The organism is Lysinibacillus irui, assembly GCF_028877475.1.
In the GTDB taxonomy this organism is placed as follows: domain Bacteria; phylum Bacillota; class Bacilli; order Bacillales_A; family Planococcaceae; genus Lysinibacillus; species Lysinibacillus irui.
Window position 1 is genome coordinate 2,240,140 of record NZ_CP113527.1, and the last position, 19,141, is coordinate 2,259,280.

Here is a 19,141-nt window from a genome sequence, read left to right on the forward strand (position 1 = left end):
TGTTAAACTATATATAAAACAAATATATAATAATTGTTTATTCATAAATTTTATTTATGAATAAGGAGGGGTGATTAAAATGAATTTGCATGCATTAAGAATATTTACGAATGTGGCAAAGCTTGGTGGAATTACTGCAGCAGCGAATAGTATGCTACTTAGTCAACCTGCTGTTACGATTCAAATTCGGAAATTAGAGAATGAAATTGGAACAAAATTAATTGAAGGCAAAGGACGGGGGATTCAGTTAACTCCAGAGGGGAGGTTTTTATACGAGCAGGGAATGCGTTTATTTTATTTAGAAGGACAAATCGATGAAAAACTCGCTAAATTTTTAGCAAAGGAAGACAAAATACATATAGCTTCTTCTTACATTCCAACTAATTATATACTGCCGCCTTTTATAGCACAGTATAAGCTTGCGAATCCTCACATTGAATGTATTGTATCGTTAGGTAATGTAAAATCTGTTGAGGAACAGGTTCTGAATTATGAGGTAGATATTGGTTTTGTCGTTCAAAGCAATATTGGTCATAATGATCTTCAATTTGAAAAGATTTTAGATATCCCGTTCTGGTTTATTGTCCACCCATCACATTCTTTAGCAAATCAAACCGTTGCCATTTCCGAACTATCGAACGAAGACTTTATTTATCGGGAGCGTGGTAGCTCGACATTAGATTTACTGGAGTCAGTATTTTACACGTTTAATGCCCCATTACCTAAGTTTGGACTTCAAATGCAGGGCTTGCATGAATCGATTAAAGTTGTGGAAGCAGGATACGGTATGACTTTAGCACCCTCCTATAGTGTGATAGACAATATAACAAATGGAAAACTGGCTCGAGTATTTGTTGAGCAGGTAAATATCCAACAAAGTTTATTTATCTGTACACGCAAATCAGAAATAGCAGAGCATCCATTTATTCAATATTTAAAAACTCATTTAGACAGGTTAAAGTAATCAACAATATAGAACTAGCATTTAGGGCATGCTAACTTCTCGATTATTGATTACTTCAGTTTAACAGTTCATAGGTGAGAGGAACTAGCTATTATTAATGGTTTAGAGCCATGCTACACATTACATGTAGCATGGCTCTTTATAAGTCATTTTTATTGTGAAGAAACAAGTAGGAACTTGACAGGTTTCTCTTGATAGTTGTACCAGTAATGCGTTTTTCTAGCATCAAACATTTTAGACTCGTTTTCTTGCAAAACAAATTTTTTCTCCTCAATAATAATGGTCAGTTCTCCTTCTACAACATAGATAAATTCATAACCGTCATGGGAAAGAGCGTTTCCTTCATTTTCTCCAGCCTTTAATGTCACAAGCATGGGGAGATAGGAAGCATCTATATTCCCATCTGATAAGTCTAAATAATGGAATTGGGAACGTATTTCATGTAATTCTTCATTGTTAGTAGGGAAAAAAATACTTGGATTTACACCTAAAGCATCTGCAATTTTCTTCAAAGAGTCTAATGTTACATTAGATTTTCCTCTTTCCACCTGTGATAAGAAGCTAATAGAAACTCCTGTTTGAGTGGCAAGCATTTTTAATGTATATTGTCTTTCTTTGCGTATTCTTTTCAATGTCTCTCCTAGAAAATCTGATGTCATCATATCAAACCCCTTTATTGATTATACTATTTTATTCTATACACGTTTTAATAGAAAGCATAATAAAAAAGTAATTTCTATTATTGACAGAGAATTCGGGTAATTGTAAAGTAATAACAAGAATAAATTGAAGTACCACTTCAATTTCAAACAAAGGGGGAAAATAGATGGATGGAAAACAAATGAGAAAGATTTGGATTGCTAGTTTGGTAGGGAGTTCCATTGAATGGTTCGATTATTTTTTGTATGGCACAGTTGCGGCACTCGTTTTTAATCAAGTTTTTTTTGTTAATGATGATCCTACAGTTGGTTTGTTACTTGCTTACGCATCCTTTGCTTTATCGTTCTTTATTAGACCGTTTGGTGGAGTTATTTTCAGTCATATTGGAGATAAGATTGGCCGTAAAAAAACACTCGTATTAACGCTGAGTTTGATGGGGATTGCTACCTTTGGGATGGGATTACTTCCTACATATCAAGCTATTGGCATTTGGGCTCCCATATTATTGATTACTTTACGATTAGTACAAGGATTAGGTATTGGTGGAGAATGGGGAGGAGCTCTTTTACTTGCTGTCGAATATGCTCCAAAGGAAAAGAGAGGATTATATGGAGCTATACCACAAATGGGTGTAACGATTGGTATGGTGTTAGGAACTGTTGCATTGTCTATAATGACTTTACTTCCTGAAGGATCCTTTATGTCATGGGGATGGCGTATACCATTTTTAATAAGTGCATTTTTAGTTTTATTTGGTTTATGGATTCGTAAAGGAATTGATGAGACACCATCATTTAAAAAGGTGCAAGAATCAGGTGACATTCCTAAACTACCTATTATAGAAACATTGAAAAACTATTGGCGTGAAGTCTTAATTGCAATTGGAGCGAAGGTTGTTGAAACAGCACCTTTCTATATTTTTGGAACATTTGTTGTATCCTATGCAACATCAAATTTAGGTTTCTCAAGAACTGTCACTCTAAATGCCGTCATGATTGCCACAATCATTACGACCATTTTAATTCCTATAATGGGAAGCTTGTCTGATAAATATGGACGCAAAAAGTTATACATTATTGGAACGGTTGGCATGATACTCTTTGCATTCCCTTATTTTTGGATGTTACAGCAACAATCCGCGATATTACTTGTAGTAGCCACAATCATCGGTCTAGGCATTATTTGGTCGCCAATTACGGCCGTGCTAGGGACAATGTTTTCAGAAATTTTCGACGCAAAAATTCGTTACACAGGGATTACACTTGGTTACCAAATTGGTGCAGCTGTAGCAGGTGGAACGGCTCCTTTAGTAGCAACAGCTCTATTAGTTCAATTTGATAATTCCTATATACCAATTGCTTTATATATTATTTTTACAGCAATCGTATCACTAATTGCCATTTGGGCTGTTAAAGATCGTAGTCAAGAGAATTTAGACAACGACATTCAAAAAGAATCGAAATTAAGTGATACGAAAAAAATCCCAGTTGGGACTATGAAGTCGTGATGACAGACGATTTAATGGAGGATATGGATGATGTTGATATTAAACGAAGAACAGATTATGAAGAGCTACAATATGAAAAATGCGATAGAGGATGTTAGGAAAGTATTAAAAGCAAAAGAAGAAAATAAAATTGCCGACGTGCATCGAACTGTCATAGATTTTCCAGATCATGATGCATCGGCACTCTATATGCCAAGTGCAGACTTAGTGAGTGAAGTTGCCGCTGTAAAAGTAGTGACCATTTTTCCTAAAAATTCTCCAAAGGGGATGCCCACAACGCAAGGAGTTTTATTACTTACAGATGCAGAGAATGGTTCCCATGTGGCTATGATGAATGCCTCTTATCTAACTCGACTAAGAACTGGAGCTTTAAGTGGGATTGCTACAGATTATTTATCAAAAAAGGATGCGACAATTCTAACAGTAATTGGAACAGGTGGGATGGCTTTTGAGCAAGTACTAGGCGTACTAGCTGTAAGATCTATCACTAAAATTCTACTTGTTAATAAAACAACCTCTAAAGCACATCGTTTTGGTGAGAAATTAAAAGAATATGGAGTGAAAATCCCTTTTGAGGTCATAGATGAAGTATCAGTGGCAGTCAAGCAAGCAGATATTATTTGCTGTGCTACAAGATCAACAAGTGCCGTTTTAGATGGAGAATATTTAAAGCCAGGAACTCATATTAATGGTATAGGATCCTATTTACCAACTATGCGTGAAATAGATGAGACCACTATTTTGAAAGCTAATAAAATTGTAGTAGATGATCATAATGGCGTAAAAAATGAAGCTGGTGAATTTATTCATGCAGCAGAAAAAGGTATTTGGTCTTTCGACAAGATATATTGTGACCTTGGTAAACTTGTCACAGAGACTAAGAATGGTAGAGAGGACGAAGAGGAGATTACCATTTTTAAATCGGTAGGTGCAGCTTACTATGATTTAGCAGTCGCGAAAGGCGTATATCAAAAAGCAAAGGAACTAGGAATTGGCATAGAAATTGATATGTAATACTAATGACAATATGAACATTAGCAGAAGAAATAAAAGGGCTGTATTTACAAAGGAGACAGGATCAAATAGGAGGAATTGAAAATGGTTGCCAAAACATTGCTGTTACGACAATGGACAAGCTGTTTAGATGAAGAAGACTGGTTTCCATCACTTGAAAAAGTGCTAGAGGATATTACTTTAGAACAGGCCATTTGGAAGCCTGCTGAAGGGGCAACGAATTCCATTTGGGAAATAGTTTGTCATCTACTTTTCTATAAAAAGAGATTTCTCACGAGGATTCTTGGTGATAAAGAAAATGAACCACAGGCAGAAAATAATGACGCTACCTTTCAATTACCAACTGTGACGTGGCAAAATTGGGAGGAAACCAAACAGGAATATTTGTATGTCCATCGGGAACTAGAAAAAATACTGGCAAAACCAGAATATGAAGCATTGTACAAAGAAATCCCTGAAGATCGATCATTAGTAATTGAACTGAAGAGTTTAGTAATGCACGACGCCTATCATATTGGGCAAATTGTATTTTTAAGTAAAATGCAAGGAGTTTGGCCAGAGAAGCGTAGCTTTTAAAAAATCTTATATAAAAAATGGGAACATCCAAATCGGTTGTTCCCATTTTTTATAGTTGAAACAGCAATAATATGAGACCAATGAGTTAGTAAAAAAAGGGATTTACAGACCTTTACTTGAATATATCTATAGAAAGACGATAGATGGAGGGCTATTTATGGCATTCGTTGCGATTTATACTATTGGAAGGCTAAATCATCCCTATGACCACCCTAGCTCTCGAGAATTTTTTCAAGTAGGCAATGAAGTATACCGACAGGCAACAAAATCAGGCCTGATAGAGTCATTTTCACCTGAAGGAGTCGCTTTGCCTGAAGAAACCGTGAAGGGAAAAGGTTCTCCCATACTTACGCTAACCGTATGGAGAAATCCTCAATCCTTATATCACTTCACCTATTCAGGACAGCATAAACAAGCGTTACAAGACAAAAGTAAATGGATCGAGCCTTATCCAGAAAAACACCTTTCCTATGTAGTTTGGTGGACAGAAAAGGTGGATGATGTCTCTTGGATTGAGGCATTTAAGAGATACAACTATTATATCCAGCATGGTTCTACTGCGTTTGCCTTTGATTTTAAGCAACCCTTTGATGAAAAGGGAGATAGGTTCTCTTTAATGGAGGAATTTTAGGCTGGGTAAACATTTTAAAAACCTGTTTTTAAACATTCTTTGGCTAAGCGTGATTTCGGATGTATTAATTTTCTAAATACGTTCATAATGGAAGGACGATATTTAGTGAAAAGAGGACAGATATTGAAAAAAATAATACTTTTTACCTTACTGTCACTTCCATTCGTTAACTTTTGTTTGATATCTGTGTACGCGAATGAAAACGAGAACAATGACCTAATTAAAATTGTTCAGGCATTTAAGCCTTTAAACTCTGTACTAATAAGTCCCGAAAAACCTTTCTCTACTTACCCAATCCAACTTTATGATTTTAATAAAGATGGGCAAAAAGAGATCATTTTTACTTTTGAAATAAAAGCAATTGAACAACCTTCCCCTTCACAGTACGGAACAATGGTCTTAAAAAAGGACAACGGAATTTGGAGAAAAGTATGGGAAACCAAAGTTAAGGGAGTGGCTTTAAATTTTTCGGGATTGGTAGATATTACTGGTGATGGAACAAAAGAATATTTATTTGGTGTTACAAATGGTGCGGCCATAGGAAGTGAACTCGGAATTTTCAAATGGGCTGGAGAATCATTTGAGAAGATTACTAATATTCCTTATCATAAAATGGACATCATACATGTAGATCAAAAGGTTGGTATAGCAATTTGGCAAATGTATATAGGAGATAGTTATTTAGTGAATGTCCTAAATTGGAATGGTGAAAAGCTAGTTAATGATGAAGCTTTATTCAACCATTATTACCCGAAAATTGAAACGTTTTATCAAAATAAAATCACAAAAATGGACGCCTGGTTTTACTGGTATTGTCTTGCAGATGCCCAAATTAAAGCAAATAAATTAGAAGATGCCTCTACATCTATTCAAAAGGGGATATCACTTGCTAAAAAACTATCCATGTCAGAAGCAGTTCAAGATTTTATTAATTTAACTGAATGCTTAAAAGCAAAAGAAAATAAACAATAGCAACTTCTCAATCAAATCCTTGCTACATGCAAGAAGTGTAGGAGTGGAGGCTTTATTATCAATAAGTGGTATTTGGAATTAACTATTTTTCTCCTATTCCAAAATATCGACAGGAAGAAGGTAGTACGATGAAAACAACAGAAAATTTTACAGATAAGGCTGATATATATGCGAAATATCGCCCTAGTTACCCAAAAGAATATATAGATTATTTGATTGCAGTAAATGAACTAAATGAGGATCGAATTGTTGCCGATATTGGCTCAGGTACAGGTATATTTAGCAGTCTACTACTTGAAAGAGGTCTACATGTTATTGGAGTTGAGCCGAATGATGATATGAGAATGAAGGCAGAGCAATCATTAAAAAAATATCCTCGTTTCGAATCCATAAAAGCAACTGCTGAACATACTACTTTAACAGGAAATAGTGTGGATTTAGTAACTGTTGCGCAGGCTTTTCATTGGTTTGATAAAAAAGCATTTAAAATAGAATGTCAACGAATAGGAAAACAAAAGTCAAAAGTTGCTCTTGTGTGGAATAGCAGGGATTTAACTAATCCAATTATTAAAGAGAATGCCGCAATTTGCCAAAAGACTTGTTCAAATTTCAACGGATTTAGTGGTGGAATGGAAGAAACACTAGAGGTATTTACTAGCTTTTTTAAGGATGGACAATATGAGTTTAAAAAATATGAAAATGAATTGCTTTTTGATTATGAAGGTTTCTTAGGAAGGAATTTATCAGCGTCCTATGCTCCGAAAAAAAACGACGGGGAATATCAAACTTTTGTTTTTCTTCTAACAGAGTTATTTGAAAAATACAGTAAGAATGGTAAAATTGTTCTCCCAAACATTACACGAAGCTATCTAGGCAATGTCTAGACATCAAAAGAGTTGATTCAAAAGGAAACCCCCAATACTCATTTTAAGTGAATATTGGGGGGAAGTATCACTAACGTTTATTTTCATTTTGAATGCGGCTAAAGTCTACTTCCTCAGCGAACTCTTCTCTGTTCGCACGCTCTCTGTTAGCATTTTGATTTTGATTCTGCTGTTTTTTGTTATCTTGAGTCTTATTATTTTTATGTTTGTTATTACCCATTATCATCTCACCTCCACTATTAGTGTGAGTGGAAGATGATTTTTTATCCGCAAAACTTACAGTATTATTCATAGGATTTATTTTTTAAATATCAAAAGGAAAACCATTTTTCACATTTACGATGATAGAGGATGTGGTTTACTCGCTACCTCGCCTGAATCAATACGAGACATTTATTTTACATACAATGATTGGATATTGGGTTACGACAAAGACAAAATAGATCAAGTGTTTAAATAAATGGTTATTGAACTATTCGGCACAACCACATTAATTGTATAGAAAGTAACACTTTGGAGAGTCTTTCCAATATGGAAGGCTCTCATTAAAATATTTGTTGCAAATCAAAACATAAAATCATAATATAAGAATATAGTTATATAATGATGAAGTCACCTTTCCTTATAAGGTGATTTTATTTAAACGAATATATAAGCAAATTGTTATATAAGGAGTGAAGATCCATGGAAAACACACAAATTGAAAAACAATTAAAAGCAGCAGCTGATTTGAATCGCATTAAATTACTTGCATGCATGAAAAATGGGGAGGTATGTGTATGCGATTTTGTAGATGTTCTAGGTATATCACAACCAGCAGTTAGTCAACATCTACGAAAATTAAAGGAGGCAGGCATTATTACGGAGCGAAAAGTAGGGACTTGGAAACATTACCGTTTAGTAGAGGATCAAACGCCACTGATGAAAGGTATTTTAGAACAAATTCAACCTTTAAACGGATGCAACTGTGGCACAGATTGTTGCCATGTGGGGGGAACTGATCATGAGTAATGAATCGTTAACCAAACAGCTTTCTTTTCTAGATCGTTTTCTAACCCTTTGGATATTTATTGCGATGGGAGTAGGTGTCGTATTAAGTATCACGATACCCGATGTCGGAGAAGCATTAGATTCCATGTCGATTGGCACAACGTCCATCCCCATTGCTATAGGGTTAATTGTCATGATGTACCCGCCTTTAGCAAAAGTAAAGTATGAGGAAATGTGGCGCGTATTTAAGGATTGGAAAGTGCTTTTGCTATCTCTTTTTCAAAACTGGTTACTCGGACCGTTCTTAATGTTCTTTTTAGCTATCATCTTCCTACACGATTATCCTGAATATATGGCTGGACTTATCATGATTGGTTTAGCTCGCTGTATTGCCATGGTCATTGTGTGGAATGATTTAGCACGTGGAGACCGGGAATATGTAGCTGGATTAGTTGCCTTTAACTCTATCTTTCAAATCGTGACGTATTCGATCTTTGCTTACTTTTTCTTAAATGTATTACCTGGTTGGTTTGGTTTAGAGAACTTCAATGTAACAATATCCATGTGGGAAATTACAAAGAGCGTACTTATTTACTTAGGTATCCCATTCGCTGCAGGATTCCTCACACGTTGGATAGGGATTAAAGTAAAAGGAAAACAGTGGTATGAGGAAAAGTTTCTACCGAAGATTTCACCGCTTACTTTAATCGCACTTTTATTCACGATTGTCATGATGTTTGCCTTAAAAGGTGAGCAATTAGTAGAACTGCCACTAGATGTAGTACGAATTGCTATTCCATTATTTATTTACTTTATCATCATGTTTGTTGTTTCATTCTTCTCTTCACGTAAAGCTGGCGCATCTTATCCTGTCACAGCAGCCCTATCTTTTACCGCTGCAAGTAACAACTTTGAGTTAGCGATTGCTGTAGCTGTCGGCGTATTTGGCTTGCATAGTGGAGTGGCATTCGCCGCAGTTATCGGTCCACTTGTAGAAGTACCTGTTCTCATCGGACTTGTATGGGTTGCCTTACGTTGGCAGAAAAAATACTTTAACACTATTAAATAGGGAGCAATATTATGACAAATACACTTTATTTTTTGTGTACAGGGAACTCATGCCGTAGTCAAATGGCAGAAGGGTGGGCAAAAAAATTACTACCATCTAATTGGACAGTAAAAAGTGCTGGTATTGAAGTACATGGCATAAATCCAAATGCCATTAAAGCGATGGCAGAGATAGGAGTTGATATTTCGGATCACACATCCGATTTAATTGATTTTGAGACATTGAACAATGCAACACTAGTTGTCACATTATGCGGGGATGCCGCTGAAAAATGCCCAATGACTCCACCACACGTTCGTCGTGAGCATTGGGGCTTTGAAGATCCAGCAAAAGCAGTAGGTACAGACGAAGAAAAATGGACTGTATTCCAAAATGTACGTGATGTGATTGGCAAACGCATTGAGCATTTTATAGCTGAGGAGTGTTTGGATACTCCCCACTGATTTCTTAAGCATCTGTTGAATGGAGGTTGCAAAAATGACAGTAAATCATGCTAGTGTATTAACTCAAGATTATTTTATCGCTTATTTAAAGTTAATTATGAATAGTAGAGAATTCACATTGAAACAGGCTAAAGAATTTGCTTTTGATTTCTTCTTTAAAGGAGATATGAATCGTTACGGCAATTCTACATGGTTGCAATTTGAAAAAGCAATAAAAGAAATTGGTGAAGCAATGTGTTAATTTTACAAGCAGAGTTTAAACGTCTAGCTAATTGCTAGACGTAAAAAATATATTATATATAAGGGAATGCTTATATAAAGAAAGTAGAGGAGTAATTATGATGAAAACACTTGAAATAATCAACCAAAATGAATCTTGTTGTAGTACTACGAAGGATATTGAAGTACAGGAGAGTGTTAATAACTCTAAAAAGAATTTACCGATTGTCATAATCGGGGCAGGTCCTATTGGATTAGCTGCAGCGGCTCATTTAGTGGAACAAAAGCAAGCCTTTCTTTTACTAGAGGCTGGGCGTGAAATAGCATACAATATTCGTACTTGGGGGCATGTTACATTATTTTCACCATGGCGATATAACATCAATAAAGCTGGTAGAGCTTTATTAAATGCCTCCGGTTGGATAGAACCTCATTTGGATACGTTACCGACAGGACATGAATTAATTGATCTTTATTTAAAGCCTTTGTCTGAGCACGAACAAATTAATCCTAACATTCAATTGAACGCAAAAGTAGTCGGGATTTCAAGACAATTGAATGACAAGATGAAGACAAAAAATCGAGTAGAGCAATCCTTTATTATTTATATTGAACAAGAGAATGACATCCGTATGATTGAGGCGAGAGCAGTTATTGATGCGACGGGTACATGGGGGAATCCAAACCCAGCAAATTCTACAGGTGTATGGCTTCAAAGTGAAAAAGCATTAGCAGATCACATTGAGTATGGTATCCCAGACATACATACAAATACGAAGCGATATGCCAATAAGAAGATTGCCGTTATTGGCGGTGGCCATTCGGCTATCAATACCTTATTAGCACTTGCGGAATTACAGGCAGAGAATCCTTCAACAAAGTTAGTGTGGATTATGCGTAAACACTCTGCAGAAGAGGTCTATGGTGGCGAGGAAAAAGATGCATTGGCTGCACGTGGCGCACTCGGTATTCGCATTCATGAATTAGTAGACACAGGGAAAGTTGAGGTAATAACACCTTTCTATATTTCACAGGTAAAGAAAGATGAGAACATCCATATTGTCGGTACAATAAATGGTGAACAGAAAATATTGACAGGATTTGAAGAGCTTATTGTCAATGCCGGAAATAGACCAGACCTTTCAATGAACAGCGAATTACGGCTTTCCATTGATTCAGCAACAGAAAGTGTGCATGCATTAGCACCACTAATCGATCCTAATGTTCATAGTTGTGGCACAGTAAGAGCACATGGAGAAGAAATTCTACGTCAACCAGAAAAGGACTTCTATATAGTCGGAGCTAAAAGTTATGGACGCGCACCAACCTTTTTAATGGCAACTGGCTATGAACAAGTTCGGTCCATAACAGCTTATTTATCAGGTAATTATGATGCTTCGAAACGTGTTGAATTGGAGTTACCTGAAACAGGGGTATGTGGTATTAATCTTGCTAAACAATCGAATTCATGTTGTTAAACATTTGGCTGTTAGCGAAAGCTAGCAGTCCTTTAAAATAATAAGGGGGAAATAGGATGGATACACTAGTTATTCGTAAAATGGAAAAGAATGATTTAATTGAGGTATTAAAGATTTATAAAGAAGGAATCGAAACAGGGATGGCCACCTTTGAAACCAATGTGCCAAGTGAACAGGTATGGGATGAAAGACATCATGAAACATTGCGCTTTGTAGCAGAGGAATACAATAGAGTTGTTGGTTGGATTGGCATTTCCCCCGTCTCTACACGCGTGGTTTATTCCGGAGTGGGAGAAGTCAGTGTTTACATATCAAATGACAGTAAAGGCAAAGGTATTGCTTCAAAGCTATTTAAAAGACTAATTGAAGAGAGTGAAAAGGAAGGGATTTGGACACTCCAATCATCAATCTTTGTCATTAATACAGCAAGCATTCATCTACATCAAAAGATGGGCTTTAGAGTTGTTGGAACGAGAGAAAAAATTGCTCAGTTAAATGGAGAATGGCATGATACCGTTATTATGGAAAAAAGATGTAAGGAGATAATTTAATGTGAGGGGAAATCCCAAGCATGAATAAAATAACATGCTTCCTTTACTCGAAGTTATCCCTTCATTAACAAATTTTGTAGAATAGTTGAAGAAGGATGATGCTATAATTAAAGTTAAAAATTACGTTATGAGGTGAAAAATGGACTCTTTCGAATTAAACAAATCCAAATACATTGTCGCTAATATCAAAGACATTTTATATCATAAGCTTAATTTTGTTAAACCGTTATCTCACGATGAGATCAAACAATTAAACCTCGTTAATCCACCTGTATATGATAGTGAGAAATATTTCTTAAAGGAACAATGGTTATATCGTATGGATATTGGAGAATGGGAAGATGTGGAGATTATTATTCAAGGGAGCAATGAAAACCCTGATAGGGCTTTAATCGAACTAGCAGAAAAGATTTTCGAGGAACTCCATCTACATATAAGCCGTTCATTAAACTATCTACAGAAATTTTTTCCTACTCAAGAAATGAAGCATTACTATCTATCCACAATAAGTTTTGGAAAGATGGTGAATGTTGACGATTATCTATTTACAGGGTTTAGTTTAGCTTTTATTTATGATGGTCCTTTTGAGTTTCAGTATAAAGTGAAATGTAAAGAGGATGGATGGCCTATTGGTTTTGAAGGTGGGCCACTCTAATCATCAAAAACCATTTAACTTATTATTTTAATGATTTATAAGTTGTATTAAAAAGAGAAGTTATACTTAAAGAAAAGAGTTGCCTAGGCAGCTCTTTTTAATCTTTTATTAGGTATGTATGTTATTTACTTTAATGTCCTTTGATAGTCTCATATATACCAAAATTAGTAGCATTATGTTTCAAACTATTTTCTCTATTATTATTAGGACAACTATTATCGATACTTAGAAAACCCTTCACTGATTGGCCGAACATATCCATGAAAGACAGGATTATTAGAAATAAGTTCATTCCTGGGTCAATTCCGAACCAAGTAATCTGTGAAAATATCAGTTGCCACACAATGAAGTTCTCTAAAATAAATTCAAAATTTTTGAACGAATTGAAGAATTGCTCAGTCTAATGAAGGAAGGAGGCGAGAAGGATGAAATTTGAAATAGAACAACGTGCTATACAAGGTGATCATGAAGCGATACTTACGCTTATTGAAATGGATGAAGATATTTTATATCGCATGGCCATTACATATATGAAAAATGAGCAAGATGCTTTAGATGTGATGCAGGAGCTTGTATATAAGGCACTGAAAAAAATGCATACCGTTAAGCAGCACGAATATGCCAGAACATGGCTTGTTCGAGTCTTAATTAATTGTTGTAAAGACCATTTACGAAAACGCCAACCCACTGTTCCTATTGAGGAATACCATCTTTCTGAATGGGTCATCTATTCAGATATGGAGAGATTATTAGAACATCTATCTTTGTCGGAGCAGCAACTCGTCTATATGAAATATTTCCAGCAACTAAAAAATAAAGAAATTGCGGAGCTAAATCAAATACCTGAGGGTACTGTAAAGTCGAAGCTTCATCACATTTTAAAAAAGCTTAGACACTTTGCTAGAGAAAAGGAGGACTGGCTGTGAGTAAACCATTAATTGACGTTCCTAAGGAGAAGCTTCAACAAGTTCGAATAGACATGTTTCGTAAAGTTCAACGAGAAAAAAGAATAAAGAATCGCATTGTTTCGGTTACATTTATCTCCATGCTTTGCCTAAGCCTTATCTTTTCAATTCGCATTTCTCCAACGATTGCCAGCCAAGTTGCAAAAATACCTGGCTTTCAGGCTGTTGTTTCAGCAATTGCAATAGATAAAGGAATAAGAGATATAGTGGATCATGAATATTTTGAAGAAATCAATGTGACGCAATCTAGAAAAGGTCTCTCACTTACATTACAGGGCGTGATTGCCGATAATTCGGGATTAGTTCTCTTCTATGACGCTGAAGCCTCATTTGATATGTCAAATTTAAACTTAGAGAAAGTTCAATTGTTCCATGGGGGCGAGGAGATTGAATGCGGCTGTACGTTTATTAGAAATGCAAGCAACCAAACATATATTTCGTCATCAGTGGAATATAATTTTTTAGAGCCTATTGCCTATACTTCAAAGGATTTTAAAGCAGTGTTTTACTTTAGTGATGAAGAGAAGGGAAACATTAAAATTACTTTACCATTTTCGCTGAAAAACGAGGTCGCAGAGGAGAAAATTTTTACTGCGAATCGTACGATAGATGTCAATGGACAGAAATTTACGATTACACAAATTCGCCGTTCTCCTTTAAAAGTGGCACTCGATATTGAGCTTGCCAAAGATAATACAATGCAAATATTAGCGCTGGATGATGTTGCCGTCATGACAGAAAGCGGTGAGCGCAGAGATAGTATTATAAATGGCATTTCAAAAGGCGGAAATATTCGCGATGGCAAATTTACGCTCTATTTGCAAAGTAACTATTTCGATGATCCTGCATCACTGAAGGTTATGATTGGAGCGGTTCATGCAGTGCCAAAGGGTGAGGATTTTGTTGAAGTTGATTTTAGCACAAAAGAAATACTCACAAAGCCTACGTATTTTAATGAAGACCTTTCCGCAGCGCAGCAAAGTGTATCAGTTAAGATTAATAAGGATAATAAAGGCAAATTTTTAATGTTCTCTGATGCCATAAAAGAAGATGGTACGCCGTTAGAAATTAAAGGTGTGACAATTTCAAGAGACGAACAGTACGTAATGGAGACGACCCAATTTGAAGACTATACTGGGAAGGCAAAAATATATTTAAACTATTACACCAATCCTATCGGGAACAATATTGAAGTAAACATTCCATTACAATAAAGTGCGGCTATTTAATAAGAAGAACATTTTAAACTTATGTCTTACTATAATCAGAGAAGTTTTTTCTGACCAATTACTCTCAATTATAATAATTTGTCTAAAGGTTCTTGTCCAAAAATAAAGACAAGAATCCTTTAGACATTTTTTATTTCTTCTATTGTTTTGTTTATAGAATAATCAATAGCTAAACTCAAAATCTGCAAAAATAAAGGGAAATTTTGAGAGGAAATGAAAATTTTTTCGTTATAGTAGTAGGGAGGTGATACAAATGGAGATGGATGAAGTCATTACACGAGTTAAAAATGGTGAAAGTCATCATTTTGCACATATTGTAAAACATTATGAGCAGAAAATTTTTACTACAGTCATCAGAATAGTAAAAAATCGTGCTGCAGCTGAAGATATCGTTCAAGATATTTTTATAAAAGTTTTTTATAGCCTACATAAATATAAAAAAATAGGCTCCTTTAATGCCTCGCTATACCGAATTGTAGTCAATAATTGTTTCGATTATTTACGGATTCAAAAGATACAAACGATGCAAATCGACAGTAATGTAATGGATAATCGTTATCCGGAAAAAGTATTGTTGCTACACGAAAGAAATGAGCAGTTAGAAAAGCTTTTACAACAATTGGATGAAACAGAGTACATGGTATTGTTACTGAAATATGTAAATGAGCTAAGCTATGATGAAATAAGTGAAGTGCTTCAGATTTCTTTAAATGATGTTCGTAACAAGCTACACAGAAGTAAGAGAAAACTTAGGTCCATCACAATGACAAAAGGAGGTTATTTTTATGAAATGTGAACCAATTTTGTTAGAAGATTATGTAGAAGGTTTTTTAGATGAGGATGAACAAAAGAAAATAGAAGATTATTTACAATTCTGTAAAAATTGTCAATGTGAATATGAGCAACTATTAAATGAGCAAAACATCTTATTTGCACAGCTTAATATACCTAAAATAACAAGTAGCAAAGAGGATGCTATTATGCACCATATTTACACTGATACAAAGCGGAAAAAATCCTGGTATACTTTAAAAATTTCTGTAATCAGTGTTGCCGTTATTATACTTAGTTTTACGTTTTATTATTGGCACCGTCCACCGATTGAAGTCACACAACAAGTGGATGAGCCAACACAATTAGTAGAAACGAGTAGTAGTGAGCAAGAAGAACATTTAGATAGTAAGCAAGTCTTAAATTACAATGAGCCATTCCTAGATGTTTCTATTGATAAAGTTGTCGAGAATGGGGAAAACATCGATATTCATTATCGAGTTAAATTTAAAGAACAGTATCAGAGAGATCAAGATAATGTATATAAGCAACTTTTAAATAAATATCAAGATATAGAAGTGGCCAACTCACATAAAGTGGATGAAGCACAAGACGACTTTTTCGGAAGTGTAAAATCAAATGTTCGATTTTCCATACGAGATAAAGAAGGGCAATTAATTATCACTACTAAACGAATAGATGGAGAACAACCAATGATTTCAAACTTTTCAGCTAGTGGTGGCGGCACAGCTATATTGGGTGAAATGATTTATACGACATCTGTCCCGAAGTATACTAACCCTGCTACGTTTGAAGTACTTCAAATGGAAGCATTTGTGTTCGATTTATTTGAGACAGAAGTAGATACTGCACATATACAGCCATTTCAATTTAATAATGCTACTTACACCATTGATTCATTAGAAATCAAACAACGTACACTTTATATAGCGATCTCTACAGAGGGAGAGCCTGAGATGCTGGCATCTGATTGGCATCTGGCGATTGATAATCGTTTAATTGGTTATAATTCTGCCTCTTCAGATTACATTAACAATCGTACGGTTTATAAATTACAGTTTGAGAATTTCGAACAAATCCCAGCTAATTTAAAGCTAGTGCCATCAACTGTAATAATCAAAAAACAAATTGATCCAATCGTATTTGATTTACACTAAAAAAGCCCACATAAATACAAGTTAACCTTCCATAGGTTAACTTGTTTAGCTAATCATAATCACAACTGTTAATCATTCTTTTTTTGAAATGTACTAGGCATGACGACAAGAACTACTGTACCTCGAGCACAGAGCGTATCTTCAGCGTACACTTCTGTTTCAACCTTCCATCGTTTCGGATGAATTTCTTCAACAGTACCAATTGCTTTTAATGGGACGTGTTGCGGAGTCGGTTTTAGGAAATCTACATTCAGGTTAGCCGTTACAAATCTTGGTGGCTCTGCTCCATCACCAATTTCATGTCCATTTTTACGATGCAACGCAAGCGCAGCAGACCCTGATCCATGGCAATCAATTAAAGATGCAAGTAAACCACCATATAAAAAACCAGGAATACCCATGTATTTTGATTCAGGTGTAAAGATGGTAACTGTCTTATCTCCTTGCCAACCAGTTCGAAGGTGATGACCATCCTTATTCAGGCGACCACACCCATAACACCAAGCGAAATCGTCTGGATAAATATCTTGTATTGCTTTTTCTACTATGAATTCTTCCATTCTACTTCCTCCTCAATACTAGTAGTCTTCAACATAAGTTTTCTAAGGAGCGTTATTATAAAAGTAGTTTAAGTATAACGATAATATTTCAACTATTCAATTAATAAAAAGAAAGGATTTCAATTATTGGCACATCACGTTTTAAGAAAATTAAATATATCTGTCTTTGAAATAAATGCAATCACCAGCCATTTTATATTGTGTCATTTCGCTATTTTTGAAATAATTGTTATTACTTAGGGGAAAGGGAGGTAGATAACTTGAGTTATCAAATTATAACATTACCAGCCTATCGGGCAGTAGGATTAAAATGGGAGGGAACGTTCTCTGAAATTGTACCTCATTTAAAAAATATCATTCAACAAGTTCAAGACCGTGCCGATGAGCTAGAGAATAGGGTGAATCCTACTATTCAATTAGGTTTGTCTTATCATGTAATTGACAATGGATTCACACATTACGCGGTGTATGAAGTGAGTGAGGAGCAGGAAATTCCTGAGGGAATGATTGAAATATCGGTTCCTGAATGGACGTATGTGAAGACAACACATAACAAAGGAGAAGATATTCAAAAAACCTATACGGACTTACATCAATGGTTAGTTGATAGCGACTATACCGCATATAGAGAAGCTGGTGTAGATTACTCTGATCCTTACATGCCGATTAAGCATGAACATTATCCAGTTGATCAAGATCCGAACGATCCACATTTTGATATTTATATACCGATTGTAAAAAAATAGTGTTTTCTTAAATACAATCAGGCTCATAAAAAAGAATCCGTTTTGATTAATTTTCTATCAGAACGGATTCCTTTTATTATTTAATAAAGAACACGCCATAAATAAAAGGTAGCGTATGATTCCCAGTTTTTCCATGGACACGATAATTCTACTATTTCATCTTTCGTAGGTTTACGGTCCATATTCCGTATTAGTTTTATCGAATTAATAAGACCCACATCATCGATTGGAAAAGCTGTCTGGAACCTAAGGCAGCGCATTAGAACATAATTGGCTGTCCAAGGACCGATGCCTCGTATTTTAAGTAAGCTTTTTTCAGCATCCTTAAAGCTCATGTTCATTAGTTGTTCCCTCGATAATGCTCCATCTGCCATTAATTTAGCAATACCAATGATATATTCACTTTTTTTTACAGTCATTTTAATATCCGCTAAGTCGGTAGGTGTTAATTGTGCAATTTGTTCGTACGAAGGGAAAACCCAATACTTTTTACCATTCCATTCGACTGAATCCCCATATTTTTCTACGAATTGCCTCTTTAAGGAGTACGCAAAGGATAAATTAATTTGTTGCCCTAAAACTCCCCAGCATAAAGCTTCAAATAAATCAGGAATACCGATCACTCGCAATCCATAAAATTTTTGAGCAGGCATTTTAAGTAATGGGTCTGTTTTTGCCATTTCAAAAAATGAGGTTAAATCGTTATTTAGATCAAACCACTCATAAATATAGTTCACAACCTCTTCTCTTTTCCACTTTTCAATAGGTCTAGAATCATTTAATAAATGAACATTCATTTGTTTATTATTCATTACATTTATCTGAACTAAGGACCGAATTTCCCCGATAGCTATAACTTTTGTTATGACATCGTTCTCTATAGCATACATGCATTCATTTTTTTCCCTTGTTAGATAGCCTAGGTTTGCATCCTTATCAAAATCATCGGGTAATGTAATAACTATCACACCATTGACTTCATCCCATGTCACATTTCATTCTCCTCATCTTATTAAGAGTAATTTTACTTTACCACATCATAATCTTTCTTTATTTTGTTATCTTGCTCTTACATTCTA

At 35.2% G+C, this 19,141-nt stretch carries 23 protein-coding genes and 1 pseudogene; 20 read left to right on the top strand and 4 right to left on the bottom strand.

Features of this window, described 5'->3' with window-relative positions:
• The first annotated feature begins 79 nt into the window (after nucleotides 1-79).
• Entirely contained in the window at nucleotides 80-964 is an 885-nt protein-coding gene (locus tag OU989_RS11255; protein ID WP_274793140.1) for a LysR family transcriptional regulator, read from the top strand.
• Between the two features lie 152 nt (nucleotides 965-1,116).
• Here the strand turns inward: OU989_RS11255 and OU989_RS11260 are convergent, their stop codons facing one another.
• Complete coding sequence (locus OU989_RS11260) at nucleotides 1,117-1,626, bottom strand: helix-turn-helix domain-containing protein (protein WP_319023455.1); 510 nt, start codon at nucleotides 1,624-1,626, stop codon at nucleotides 1,117-1,119.
• A 164-nt stretch (nucleotides 1,627-1,790) separates the two neighbouring features.
• Between OU989_RS11260 and OU989_RS11265 the strand changes: the two genes are divergently transcribed.
• The 6 genes from OU989_RS11265 to OU989_RS11290 all read left to right on the top strand — a co-directional run bounded on the left by OU989_RS11265 (nucleotide 1,791) and on the right by OU989_RS11290 (nucleotide 7,208).
• Entirely contained in the window at nucleotides 1,791-3,131 is a 1,341-nt protein-coding gene (locus OU989_RS11265; protein WP_274793141.1) for an MFS transporter, read from the top strand.
• A 30-nt stretch (nucleotides 3,132-3,161) separates the two neighbouring features.
• Nucleotides 3,162-4,145 carry an ornithine cyclodeaminase family protein gene (locus OU989_RS11270; RefSeq protein ID WP_274797326.1) on the top strand — a complete coding sequence of 328 codons (984 nt, stop codon included), beginning with the start codon at nucleotides 3,162-3,164 and terminating at the stop codon, nucleotides 4,143-4,145.
• Nucleotides 4,146-4,229: 84 nt separating this feature from the next.
• Nucleotides 4,230-4,721: a DinB family protein gene (locus tag OU989_RS11275; RefSeq protein WP_274793142.1), complete on the top strand. Its 492-nt coding sequence runs from the start codon at nucleotides 4,230-4,232 to the stop codon at nucleotides 4,719-4,721.
• A 157-nt stretch (nucleotides 4,722-4,878) separates the two neighbouring features.
• Nucleotides 4,879-5,352, top strand: coding sequence for a DUF3291 domain-containing protein (locus OU989_RS11280; protein ID WP_274793143.1), 474 nt, complete (start codon nucleotides 4,879-4,881; stop codon nucleotides 5,350-5,352).
• 123 nt (nucleotides 5,353-5,475) lie between these two features.
• Nucleotides 5,476-6,324 carry a hypothetical protein gene (locus tag OU989_RS11285; protein ID WP_274793144.1) on the top strand — a complete coding sequence of 283 codons (849 nt, stop codon included), beginning with the start codon at nucleotides 5,476-5,478 and terminating at the stop codon, nucleotides 6,322-6,324.
• Nucleotides 6,325-6,452: 128 nt separating this feature from the next.
• Nucleotides 6,453-7,208 (top strand): class I SAM-dependent methyltransferase, encoded by a 756-nt coding sequence (locus tag OU989_RS11290; RefSeq protein WP_274793145.1) that lies wholly within the window; start codon nucleotides 6,453-6,455, stop codon nucleotides 7,206-7,208.
• A 70-nt stretch (nucleotides 7,209-7,278) separates the two neighbouring features.
• Here OU989_RS11290 and OU989_RS11295 read toward each other — a convergent pair whose 3' ends face one another.
• Nucleotides 7,279-7,428, bottom strand: a complete 150-nt coding sequence (locus OU989_RS11295; protein WP_197278953.1) for a hypothetical protein — start codon at nucleotides 7,426-7,428, stop codon at nucleotides 7,279-7,281.
• A 60-nt stretch (nucleotides 7,429-7,488) separates the two neighbouring features.
• On the opposite strand from OU989_RS11295, the pseudogene OU989_RS11300 reads away from it, so the two are divergent.
• From OU989_RS11300 to OU989_RS11355, 12 genes and pseudogenes are all read left to right on the top strand, one after another.
• Nucleotides 7,489-7,668: pseudogene (locus OU989_RS11300) on the top strand (DUF3885 domain-containing protein); the annotation flags it as partial.
• A gap of 224 nt (nucleotides 7,669-7,892) precedes the next feature.
• Complete coding sequence (locus tag OU989_RS11305; RefSeq protein ID WP_274793146.1) at nucleotides 7,893-8,219, top strand: ArsR/SmtB family transcription factor; 327 nt, start codon at nucleotides 7,893-7,895, stop codon at nucleotides 8,217-8,219.
• Complete coding sequence (gene arsB / locus OU989_RS11310; protein ID WP_274793147.1) at nucleotides 8,212-9,267, top strand: ACR3 family arsenite efflux transporter; 1,056 nt, start codon at nucleotides 8,212-8,214, stop codon at nucleotides 9,265-9,267. The genes OU989_RS11305 and arsB overlap by 8 nt, the downstream gene beginning before the upstream one ends.
• An 11-nt stretch (nucleotides 9,268-9,278) precedes the next feature.
• Nucleotides 9,279-9,710: an arsenate reductase (thioredoxin) gene (arsC, locus tag OU989_RS11315; RefSeq protein WP_274793148.1), complete on the top strand. Its 432-nt coding sequence runs from the start codon at nucleotides 9,279-9,281 to the stop codon at nucleotides 9,708-9,710.
• A 34-nt stretch (nucleotides 9,711-9,744) separates the two neighbouring features.
• Nucleotides 9,745-9,951, top strand: coding sequence for a hypothetical protein (locus tag OU989_RS11320; RefSeq protein ID WP_274793149.1), 207 nt, complete (start codon nucleotides 9,745-9,747; stop codon nucleotides 9,949-9,951).
• 100 nt (nucleotides 9,952-10,051) lie between these two features.
• A complete protein-coding gene (locus tag OU989_RS11325) occupies nucleotides 10,052-11,407 on the top strand; it encodes an NAD(P)-binding domain-containing protein (protein ID WP_274797327.1) in 1,356 nt (451 codons plus the stop codon).
• Nucleotides 11,408-11,463: 56 nt separating this feature from the next.
• Nucleotides 11,464-11,958 carry a GNAT family N-acetyltransferase gene (locus tag OU989_RS11330; RefSeq protein WP_274793150.1) on the top strand — a complete coding sequence of 165 codons (495 nt, stop codon included), beginning with the start codon at nucleotides 11,464-11,466 and terminating at the stop codon, nucleotides 11,956-11,958.
• A gap of 139 nt (nucleotides 11,959-12,097) precedes the next feature.
• Nucleotides 12,098-12,613, top strand: coding sequence for a hypothetical protein (locus OU989_RS11335; protein WP_274793151.1), 516 nt, complete (start codon nucleotides 12,098-12,100; stop codon nucleotides 12,611-12,613).
• A 425-nt stretch (nucleotides 12,614-13,038) separates the two neighbouring features.
• Nucleotides 13,039-13,539, top strand: coding sequence for a sigma-70 family RNA polymerase sigma factor (locus OU989_RS11340; RefSeq protein ID WP_274793152.1), 501 nt, complete (start codon nucleotides 13,039-13,041; stop codon nucleotides 13,537-13,539).
• Nucleotides 13,536-14,792 carry a DUF4179 domain-containing protein gene (locus tag OU989_RS11345; protein WP_274793153.1) on the top strand — a complete coding sequence of 419 codons (1,257 nt, stop codon included), beginning with the start codon at nucleotides 13,536-13,538 and terminating at the stop codon, nucleotides 14,790-14,792. The genes OU989_RS11340 and OU989_RS11345 overlap by 4 nt, the downstream gene beginning before the upstream one ends.
• A gap of 268 nt (nucleotides 14,793-15,060) precedes the next feature.
• Complete coding sequence (locus tag OU989_RS11350) at nucleotides 15,061-15,603, top strand: RNA polymerase sigma factor (RefSeq protein ID WP_274793154.1); 543 nt, start codon at nucleotides 15,061-15,063, stop codon at nucleotides 15,601-15,603.
• A complete protein-coding gene (locus OU989_RS11355; protein ID WP_274793155.1) occupies nucleotides 15,593-16,756 on the top strand; it encodes an anti-sigma factor family protein in 1,164 nt (387 codons plus the stop codon). Before OU989_RS11350 ends, OU989_RS11355 begins: the two co-directional genes overlap by 11 nt.
• Before the next feature lie 68 nt (nucleotides 16,757-16,824).
• Here OU989_RS11355 and OU989_RS11360 read toward each other — a convergent pair whose 3' ends face one another.
• The gene (locus OU989_RS11360) at nucleotides 16,825-17,316 is read right to left on the bottom strand and encodes a PaaI family thioesterase (protein ID WP_274793156.1); all 492 of its coding nucleotides are present in this window, start codon (nucleotides 17,314-17,316) and stop codon (nucleotides 16,825-16,827) included.
• 260 nt (nucleotides 17,317-17,576) lie between these two features.
• Between OU989_RS11360 and OU989_RS11365 the strand changes: the two genes are divergently transcribed.
• A complete protein-coding gene (locus tag OU989_RS11365; protein ID WP_274793157.1) occupies nucleotides 17,577-18,062 on the top strand; it encodes a GyrI-like domain-containing protein in 486 nt (161 codons plus the stop codon).
• An 80-nt stretch (nucleotides 18,063-18,142) separates the two neighbouring features.
• On the opposite strand, the gene OU989_RS11370 is transcribed toward OU989_RS11365, so the two are convergent.
• Nucleotides 18,143-19,054 (bottom strand): DNA-3-methyladenine glycosylase family protein, encoded by a 912-nt coding sequence (locus OU989_RS11370; RefSeq protein ID WP_274793158.1) that lies wholly within the window; start codon nucleotides 19,052-19,054, stop codon nucleotides 18,143-18,145.
• Nucleotides 19,055-19,141 lie beyond the last annotated feature (87 nt).

Coding starts and splice junctions, on each gene's coding strand:
- arsB (WP_274793147.1), top strand. CDS start 8,212: ATGAGTAATGAATCGTTAACCAAACAGCTTTCTTTTCTAGATCGTTTT.
- OU989_RS11270 (WP_274797326.1), top strand. CDS start 3,162: ATGTTGATATTAAACGAAGAACAGATTATGAAGAGCTACAATATGAAA.
- arsC (WP_274793148.1), top strand. CDS start 9,279: ATGACAAATACACTTTATTTTTTGTGTACAGGGAACTCATGCCGTAGT.
- OU989_RS11260 (WP_319023455.1), bottom strand. CDS start 1,626: ATGATGACATCAGATTTTCTAGGAGAGACATTGAAAAGAATACGCAAA.
- OU989_RS11305 (WP_274793146.1), top strand. CDS start 7,893: ATGGAAAACACACAAATTGAAAAACAATTAAAAGCAGCAGCTGATTTG.
- OU989_RS11320 (WP_274793149.1), top strand. CDS start 9,745: ATGACAGTAAATCATGCTAGTGTATTAACTCAAGATTATTTTATCGCT.
- OU989_RS11335 (WP_274793151.1), top strand. CDS start 12,098: ATGGACTCTTTCGAATTAAACAAATCCAAATACATTGTCGCTAATATC.
- OU989_RS11265 (WP_274793141.1), top strand. CDS start 1,791: ATGGATGGAAAACAAATGAGAAAGATTTGGATTGCTAGTTTGGTAGGG.
- OU989_RS11360 (WP_274793156.1), bottom strand. CDS start 17,316: ATGGAAGAATTCATAGTAGAAAAAGCAATACAAGATATTTATCCAGAC.
- OU989_RS11330 (WP_274793150.1), top strand. CDS start 11,464: ATGGATACACTAGTTATTCGTAAAATGGAAAAGAATGATTTAATTGAG.
- OU989_RS11275 (WP_274793142.1), top strand. CDS start 4,230: ATGGTTGCCAAAACATTGCTGTTACGACAATGGACAAGCTGTTTAGAT.
- OU989_RS11350 (WP_274793154.1), top strand. CDS start 15,061: ATGGAGATGGATGAAGTCATTACACGAGTTAAAAATGGTGAAAGTCAT.
- OU989_RS11295 (WP_197278953.1), bottom strand. CDS start 7,428: ATGGGTAATAACAAACATAAAAATAATAAGACTCAAGATAACAAAAAA.
- OU989_RS11280 (WP_274793143.1), top strand. CDS start 4,879: ATGGCATTCGTTGCGATTTATACTATTGGAAGGCTAAATCATCCCTAT.
- OU989_RS11255 (WP_274793140.1), top strand. CDS start 80: ATGAATTTGCATGCATTAAGAATATTTACGAATGTGGCAAAGCTTGGT.
- OU989_RS11290 (WP_274793145.1), top strand. CDS start 6,453: ATGAAAACAACAGAAAATTTTACAGATAAGGCTGATATATATGCGAAA.
- OU989_RS11355 (WP_274793155.1), top strand. CDS start 15,593: ATGAAATGTGAACCAATTTTGTTAGAAGATTATGTAGAAGGTTTTTTA.
- OU989_RS11325 (WP_274797327.1), top strand. CDS start 10,052: ATGAAAACACTTGAAATAATCAACCAAAATGAATCTTGTTGTAGTACT.
- OU989_RS11340 (WP_274793152.1), top strand. CDS start 13,039: ATGAAATTTGAAATAGAACAACGTGCTATACAAGGTGATCATGAAGCG.